This window comes from Streptomyces sp. WAC 04229, assembly GCF_003947455.1.
In the GTDB taxonomy this organism is placed as follows: Bacteria; Actinomycetota; Actinomycetes; order Streptomycetales; family Streptomycetaceae; genus Streptomyces.
Genome location: NZ_QHJH01000265.1, coordinates 1 through 7,629 on the forward strand (window position 1 = coordinate 1; position 7,629 = coordinate 7,629).

At 72.7% G+C, this 7,629-nt stretch carries 8 protein-coding genes; 7 read left to right on the forward strand and 1 reads right to left on the reverse strand.

Going from position 1 to position 7,629, the window contains the following annotated elements; all coding sequences use genetic code 11:
* Window positions 1–289: 289 nt before the first annotated feature.
* Window positions 290–457 (forward strand): hypothetical protein, encoded by a 168-nt coding sequence (locus DMH12_RS35680; protein ID WP_122620378.1) that lies wholly within the window; start codon window positions 290–292, stop codon window positions 455–457.
* A gap of 107 nt (window positions 458–564) precedes the next feature.
* Here the strand turns inward: DMH12_RS35680 and DMH12_RS35685 are convergent, their stop codons facing one another.
* A complete protein-coding gene (locus tag DMH12_RS35685) occupies window positions 565–1,440 on the reverse strand; it encodes a MaoC/PaaZ C-terminal domain-containing protein (RefSeq protein ID WP_125495459.1) in 876 nt (291 codons plus the stop codon).
* Window positions 1,441–1,593: 153 nt separating this feature from the next.
* On the opposite strand from DMH12_RS35685, the gene DMH12_RS35690 reads away from it, so the two are divergent.
* The 6 genes from DMH12_RS35690 to DMH12_RS35715 all read left to right on the forward strand — a co-directional run bounded on the left by DMH12_RS35690 (window position 1,594) and on the right by DMH12_RS35715 (window position 7,617).
* A complete protein-coding gene (locus DMH12_RS35690; RefSeq protein WP_125495460.1) occupies window positions 1,594–2,538 on the forward strand; it encodes an ABC transporter ATP-binding protein in 945 nt (314 codons plus the stop codon).
* Window positions 2,535–3,254 carry an ABC transporter permease gene (locus tag DMH12_RS35695; RefSeq protein ID WP_125495461.1) on the forward strand — a complete coding sequence of 240 codons (720 nt, stop codon included), beginning with the start codon at window positions 2,535–2,537 and terminating at the stop codon, window positions 3,252–3,254. Before DMH12_RS35690 ends, DMH12_RS35695 begins: the two co-directional genes overlap by 4 nt.
* 34 nt (window positions 3,255–3,288) lie before the next feature.
* On the forward strand, window positions 3,289–4,530 hold the full coding sequence (locus DMH12_RS35700) for a sensor histidine kinase (RefSeq protein ID WP_125495462.1): 1,242 nt from the start codon (window positions 3,289–3,291) through the stop codon (window positions 4,528–4,530).
* 225 nt (window positions 4,531–4,755) lie between these two features.
* On the forward strand, window positions 4,756–5,466 hold the full coding sequence (locus DMH12_RS35705) for a DUF6545 domain-containing protein (protein ID WP_125495463.1): 711 nt from the start codon (window positions 4,756–4,758) through the stop codon (window positions 5,464–5,466).
* Entirely contained in the window at window positions 5,459–6,850 is a 1,392-nt protein-coding gene (locus DMH12_RS35710; protein WP_125495464.1) for an FAD-dependent monooxygenase, read from the forward strand. The genes DMH12_RS35705 and DMH12_RS35710 overlap by 8 nt, the downstream gene beginning before the upstream one ends.
* 134 nt (window positions 6,851–6,984) lie before the next feature.
* Entirely contained in the window at window positions 6,985–7,617 is a 633-nt protein-coding gene (locus DMH12_RS35715) for a response regulator transcription factor (protein WP_125495465.1), read from the forward strand.
* The last annotated feature ends 12 nt before the right edge of the window (window positions 7,618–7,629 follow it).

Below are 7,629 nucleotides of genomic sequence, written 5' to 3' on the forward strand. Positions count from 1 at the left end.
GTGGCACGGCTGGCCCCGGGGGAAGCGGGGGGCACCGGCGACGCGGGAGGCGCCGGCGATACGGAGGACACGGCTCCGGACCGGCCCGCCGAGCCGGCCGGAACGCCGGACGAAAAGGATGAACAGGCGCCCCCTCCTCCCCGGCCCGTACCCCTTCAACAGGCCCCGCTGGCGCGGCTTGTAACGAAGTAGTGCCGGTTGGCGTGGCCGCCTGGATTCGGGTCGAGGGGTGCCGGTTACACTCGCCCGGCTGTACGAAAGATCATGTTGACGGGGTGAATTCCTTCCGATGAACGACGCCAGCACGACCCAGCCGATGCAGGCCGACGGTGCCGACGTTTCCGAGACCGACACCGGCCACGGCAAGCACCGCGGACCGGTCTCCAGCCAGGAGGCCGCGGCGACCCCGCGGGGCCGTCACCGCAAGCCGTCCGAGGAGTCCGGGACGGCGGCCTGACGGCACGCCAAGGCACGACACACACGCATCACACGCATCACACGCAGTAAGAAGCAGGCAAGCGGCCACGGCCCCGTGCGTCACTCCGACGCACGGGGCCGTCGTCGTCACTCGTACCGGACGACCGTGTCGGCGAGGACCGGGGCGTCGTCCCGTTCGACGGCGCTCACCGCCACGCGCACCGAGCGGCCGCCGTCCGGCACCACCGGCCGCCACATCCGCACCCGCAGCGTCTCCCCCGGGTACACCACCCCGGCGAACCGCGCGCGGTACTCGCGCACCCGGGTCACGTCACCGCCCAGCAGCGTGTCGACCACCGACTTGAGCGTGGAGCCGTAGGTGCACAGCCCGTGCAGGACGGGCCGCTCGAAACCGGCGCGCACGGCGAACTCCGGGTCGGCGTGCAGCGGGTTCCAGTCGCCGCAGAGGCGGTAGAGCAGGGCCTGGTCCTCGCGCACCGGCAGTTCGGCGACCTGATCGGGTTCCGTGTCCGGCGGCGGGGCGGGGCGCCCGGACGGCCCCCGCTCACCGCCCCAGCCACCCTCCCCGCGTACGAAGATCTCGGCCTCGTCGGTCCACAGCGGCCCGTCCGCGTCGGTGACGTCGGTGCGCAGCACCAGGACGGCCGCCGTGCCCTTGTCGTACACGGCGACGACGCGCGAGGCCGCGCTCGCCCGGCCGCGCACCGGGACGGGCCGGTGCGTCAGCAGGCGCTGCCCGCCGTGCAGGACGCGGGCGAGGTCGACGTCGACGCCGGGCCTGGACAGCGCCCCGATCACACCCGGGGGTCCGTCCCCCGCCACCGTCGCGAAGCTCGGCAGCACGTGCAGCCGGGACTCCAGGGTGTAGCGCAGCTCGCGGGCGTCGGTGGCGGGCACTCCCGCGCCGATCCCGAGGTGGTAGAGCTGGACGTCCCCGTGGTCCCAGGCGAGTTCGCGGACGTGGGGCGGTGCGGCGAGCGCCGTGGCCGCGTCGATGGGCATGGCTGCCCCCTTCTCCCAGGTCCTCCCAGGCATGTGGACGGTGACCGGCAGCCACGACCGTACGGGACGCCGGCCGGCCGGGACATTTGTCCTCCCGGACTCCGGACAACCGCATCTGCCGCCCGCCCCCTCCGGCTCCGTAGCGTCACCGGCATGAGAGCGACAGAAGGCAGCACCTCCGCCGTCTCCTTCACGCGAGCGGCCAAGGCGTACGGCGACGTGCGCGCCGTGGACGGCGTGGACCTGGAGATCACGCGCGGTGAGACGGTCGCGCTGCTCGGCCGCAACGGCGCCGGCAAGTCCACGGCGATCGCCCTGCTGCTGGGCCTCTGCCCGCCCGACGAGGGCACGGTGGCGCTGTTCGGCGGGGAGCCGGAGCGGGCGGTGCGCGCGGGCCGGGTGGGGGCCATGCTCCAGGAGTCGCGGGCGGTGCCCCGGGTCACCGTGGGCGAGCTGGTCGCCTTCGTGGCCGGCCGCTACCCGGCGCCGATGCCGGTCCGGCAGGCTCTGGAGCTGGCCGGGATCGAGCAGCTGGCCGGGCGTCGCGTGGACCGGCTGTCCGGCGGGCAGACACAGCGGGTACGGCTCGCCGTCGCGCTGGCCGGCAACCCCGACCTGCTGGTCCTCGACGAACCCACGGCGGCCCTGGACGTGGAGGCCCGGCACACCTTCTGGGAGTCGATGCGGGCCTACGCGCGGCGCGGCAGCACCGTCCTCTTCTCCACCCACTACCTGGCGGAGGCCGAGACGCACGCCGACCGCATCCTGGTCCTCGACCGGGGGCGGATCGTCGCGGACGGCACCGGTGACGAGCTGCGCCGGGCGGCGGGCGGCAGCCGCGTCTGCTTCGACCTGGCCGGCCGGGCCACCGGGGACCTGGCGCTGCTGCCCGGCGTGCGCGCGCTGGAGATCCGCGGGGACCGGGCGCTGCTGCGCACCGAGGACTCGGACGCGACGGTGATCGCCCTCGCCGAACGTGGCGCGATCCGCGGCCTGGAGGTAGCCCCCGCGTCGCTGGACGACGCGTTCCTGGCCCTGACGGCGGCGGCCGCGGAGACCACCGCGCAGCCCGCGACGGAGACGGAGCCGGTGCGATGAGGGCCTACCTGCGGCTGGAGACGCGCCGCACCCTGCGCGATCCCGGCTTCGTGATCGGCGGAATCGCCATGCCGGTCCTCATGTACCTCCTCTTCACCAACCTCGGGGGCGGCGACGCGGGCGACTGGAAGACGGGGGCGATGGTCGGCATGGCGGCGTACGGCGCGGTCGGCTCGGCCCTGAACACCGGCGGCGGGGTCGCCGAGGACCGGGCGATCGGCTGGCTGCGGCAGCTGCGGGTGACGCCGATGCCGCCGCACCAGGTGGTGGCGGGGCGCGCGCTGACGGCCTCGGTCACGGTGCTCCCCGCGATCACGGCCGTCCTCGCCGCGGGCGGCCTGGTCAACGGCGTACGGCTGGAGGCGTGGCAGTGGGCGGCTCTGGCGCTGCTGCTGTGGCTGGGGTCGGTCCCCTTCACACTGCTGGGCCTCGGCAACGGCTACCGGCTGACCGGGCAGACCACCGGCGTGGCGAACATGGTGGCCAACCTGGGGCTCGCGGTCCTCGGCGGGCTGTGGTTCCCGCCGGCGCTGTTCCCGGAGTGGCTGCGCGCGGTGTCGGCGTACACCCCGACCAACCGCTTCGCCGAGCTGGGCAGCGCGGTCGCCACGGGGCAGGCGCCCCCGGCAGGTGCGATTCTCGTACTGCCGGCATGGCTGGTGGCGTTCGGGGCGTACGCCGTCCTGTCCTACCGTCGCGGCGCGGAACGCGGCTGAGCACGTGAACGACCGAGGAGAGGGACAGAGGGCGATGACGGGGACCGGAGGGTGGCTGCGCAGGGTCTCGTGCCGCCTGGACGCGTGGCAGCTGGCGCGGCAGTCCGAGCCGGTGGAGGCGGCGAAGGCGGACGAGCTGCCGGAGCGGGTCGGTCCGCCGCCCACCGGTTTCGCGCTCCTGCCCTGGCTGCTGATGGGCCTGGGCAGCCTGGCCAACATCTTCCAGGGACGGACGTCGAACCCCTGGATCGGCGGCCTGGGGCTGCTGGTCTTCAACTCCCTCTACATCTACGTGGCCTTCCGCTCCTTCGACAGGGAGCGGCGCGAGTCGCCGTCGACCCGGCTGGCCCTGGCCGGCATGGCGCTGGTGACCTGCGCCCTGTCCCTGGCCTACGGCGGCAGCTGGCTGCTGTTCTTCCCGCTGCTCGGCCTCGCGGCGGGTGCGGCACTGCGCGGCAGGTGGCTGGGCCGGTGGGGCTGGACGCTGGCCGCGGCGGCCGGGATCGTGGCCGGCGTCACGGAAGGCTGGACCGGCCTCAACATCGCCTACGGGACCTTCCTGTCCACCATGGTGACGGCCGCGATCCTGGGCCTGTCCGACGCCGTACGGCAACTGCGCGCGGCCCGGGAGGAACTGGCGGCGCGGGCGGTCGCGGAGGAGCGGCTGCGGTTCTCCCGGGACCTGCACGATCTGCTCGGGCACACCCTGTCCGTCATCGTGGTCAAGTCGGAGGCGGCCCGGCGGCTGGCGCACCGCGACCTGGACGCCGCGCTGACCCAGATCGGCGACATCGAGGCGGTCGGGCGTCAGGCGCTGACGGAGGTCCGGGAGGCCGTCACGGGATACCGGGAGGGCAGCCTGGGGACCGAGCTGGACCGGGCCCGTTCGGTGCTGGCCGCGGCGGACGTGGAGCCGGTGGTCCTCCGCTCGGGACCGCCGCTGCCTCCACAGGCCGAGGCCCTGCTGGGGTGGGTGGTGCGGGAGGCGGTCACCAACGTCGTACGGCACAGCGGGGCGAGCCGGTGCGAGATCGCGGTGTCGGGCGGCGCGGACCGGGTCCGGCTCACCGTCACGGACGACGGCACGGGCGCCGCCGGCCCCACCCAGGGCCCGGGCACCGGCCTGACCGGCCTGACGGAACGCCTCCTGACGGCCGGCGGTTCGCTGACCGCGGGCGTGGAGCCCCGGGGCGGCTTCGCGGTGCGGGCGGAACTGCCGGTGGACGCGCAGGCGCAAGGGCACGCGGAAGGAGAAGTGCGGACTGGGTCCCGCTGATCGGCCTCGGCCAACTGGCACTTGGAGCGCGACTGGAGCGACAGCGTCCCCCGGGCTGTGAGGTCGCCCGGCCCTCGCGGCCGAGGTCACCGAAGGGGGACCCGAGTGTGGTGGTTGGGCTGCACACGGGCGTCGACTTCGAGAACCGGCAGTGACGTCAGCAGGAATGCTTGCGGCTCTTGGCAACTATAGTTGTTCAAATTCCCACTATTGTTGCCGCTGACCATGACGATCAGCTGGAGAGAGCAGCCCTCACCCCGTCGGCGCCGCATCCTTCGCACCATCTGGGCGATCTACGCCGGCATCGTCGCCGCACTGTGGATCGTCTTCTCCCTCGCCGAAGTCCCGGACGAGCGGATCTACGACATCGACACCTACTACGCGAACACGCCCTGGATGCGCGAGCACGTCCTGCTCCACCTCCTCGCGCACACCGTGTCCGGCGTCGTCGCCGCCGGCATGATCTGGCCCTGGGTCGGCAAGGTCTCCGCACGCTGGCTTCGCGCGGGCCTGGTCTGCCTTCAGGCCGGCCATACCCGAACCCTGCGCCCCCTGGACCTCTCCCCCGCCGCCGTACAGGTCCGACCCACCGACGCCCTCTCGCGGCGGCTGATGCACCGCAAGAAGGACATTTACGACGGCCTCCTGAGTCTCGGCCCGTATTACGACGACCAGGTGCGCGTCGACGTACACCATGCGGCCACACGAACCGGGCACGACCCGGACCGCGCCGATTCCCTCGCGCGCACCGCGGCCCTCCTCGCCGCCATCGACGCCTACAAGCAGTCGCCCGACGAACCAGGCAAGGAAGCCCAGCCCATCCGTAGCGACCTGCCCACTCTCATCTCCATGGCCCACGGCCTACGCCGCCGACGGACCGTCGGCACCCTTCGCCACCAGGTGGCCACCAGAGAAAGCGCGACCGCACGTGTCTGACACATCCAGCCCTCGTGATACCGCTGTCGTCATAGGCGGCGGCATGACCGGCATTCTCACCGCCTCCGTCCTCTCACTGTTCGCCGACGTCACCATCATCGAACGCGACGAACTGCCCACCGAGCCGGAACCCCGCAAGGGCCTCCCCCAGGCCCGTCACGCCCACCTGCTGTGGGCCGGCGGCGTCGCAGCCCTCGAACGCCTCCTCCCCGGCATCGGAGATCACCTCGTCGACCAAGGTGCGTGGCGTGCCGGGATCATGACCGATCTCGTCTCCAAGGCCCCGTCCGGACCGTGGTTCCGCCGCTTCACCACGCCCACCGTCAACCTCGTGTGCTCCCGGGACCTGCTCGACGCCACCGTTCGCAAGGCTGTTCTCCGAGACGAGCGCATCACTGTACGCGGGCGTGCCGAGGTCGTCGGACTCGTGGGCACCGCCTCCCAGATCGCGGGGGTCCGCATCCACACCGACGGAAGCGAAGAAATGATCCCCGCGAAGATCGTTGTCGACGCCAGTGGCCGGAGCAGCCGTGCCCCCGTGTGGCTGGAGGACCTCGGCATCCCGACGATTCCCGAGCGGACCGTCGACGCCGGCGTCGTCTACGCAAGCCGCATGTTCAAGGCGCCCGGCTCCACCGCCGACAAGTTCCCCATCGTCAACGTCCAGGCAGACCCGAGTCAGGCACCCGGGCAAGGCGGCATCATCCTGCCCATCGAGGATGGCCGCTGGCTCGTGACCCTTTCCGGGACACGCGGAGGCGAACCCACGAGCGACCCCGAAGCGTTCGTCAGCTTCGCCAAGGGCCTGCGTCACCCGATCATCGGCGACCTCATCGAGCAGGCGGAGCCGCTGACCGACCCGGTGATGTCCCGCAGCACGGCCAACATCCGCCGCTATTTCGAGAAGGCTGCCAAGTGGCCGGAAGGATTCGTCGTCGTCGGTGACGCCGTCGCCGCCTACAACCCGGTCTACGGGCACGGCCTCTCCGCTGCGGCCCAGTGCGCGGTTGCCATCAACGACACGCTCCTCGACCACGGGCTCCACCACAAGGGCCTGTCACGGCGCCTGCAGAAGGCTGTGGCTCAGCCGGTGGGGAACGCCTGGAACCTGGCAGTGGGCCAAGATGTGCTCTACCCCGGCGCCACCGAGGAAGGTCCGACAGCCACCGACCGGTTCGGGGCTGCGCTCGTCGACCGCGCCGTGGACGCGGGAGCCCGCAGCCCGCACGCCCAGCGGTACCTACTTGAGGTCATGAGCATGCAGAGGCCACCGACCCGCCTGTTCTCACCCGGCATGCTTTTCCAGATGGCCATGGGCAGGAAGCGTCCGCATCTGGATGAGCCACCGCTTTCCGCCTCCGAACGCGAAGCCCTCCGAGGTTGACAGCCCACAGTACGGAGTCGTCCGGCCTCCACGGGGGTGTGGCGGGGCGACGTACTCGCGCAGGGGGGCCCAGGACCGGCCGAAGCGTCCCGGAGGACAGGCCGGTGGCGGCGCCGGCGTCCTAGGCTTGCCCCGTGACCGACACGCCTCCCCGCCCCCGGCCCATCCGCGTCCTGCTCGCCGAGGACCAGGGCATGATGCGCGGCGCGCTCGCGCTGCTGCTCGGGATGGAGGAGGACATCGAGGTGGTCGCGCAGGTGTCGGCCGGGGACGAGATCGTCGCCGCCGCGCTCGCCCACCGTCCGGACGTAGCCCTGCTCGACATCGAACTGCCGGGCCGCAGCGGCCTGGACGCCGCCGCCGAGCTGAGGGAGCGGGTGCCCGGCTGCCGGGTTCTGATCCTGACCACGTTCGGCCGTCCCGGGTACCTGCGGCGGGCCATGGAGGCGGGCGCCGCCGGTTTCCTGGTGAAGGACGGCCCGGTGGAGGAACTGGCCGGTGCCGTCCGCCGGGTGCTGGGCGGTGAGACGGTCGTGGACCCCGTACTGGCCGCCGCCGCGCTCAGTGCGGGGCCCAGCCCGCTCACGGCCCGGGAGTGCGACGTGCTGCGGGCCTCGGCGGACGGGGCGACCGTCGCCGACGTCGCCGCGGTCCTGCATCTCTCCGAGTCCACGGTGCGCAACTATCTCTCGGCGGCGATCGGCAAGACGGCTACGCGCAACCGGGCGGAGGCGCTGCGCGAGGCTCGGCGGCAGGGGTGGGTGTGAGTGGGGGCAGCC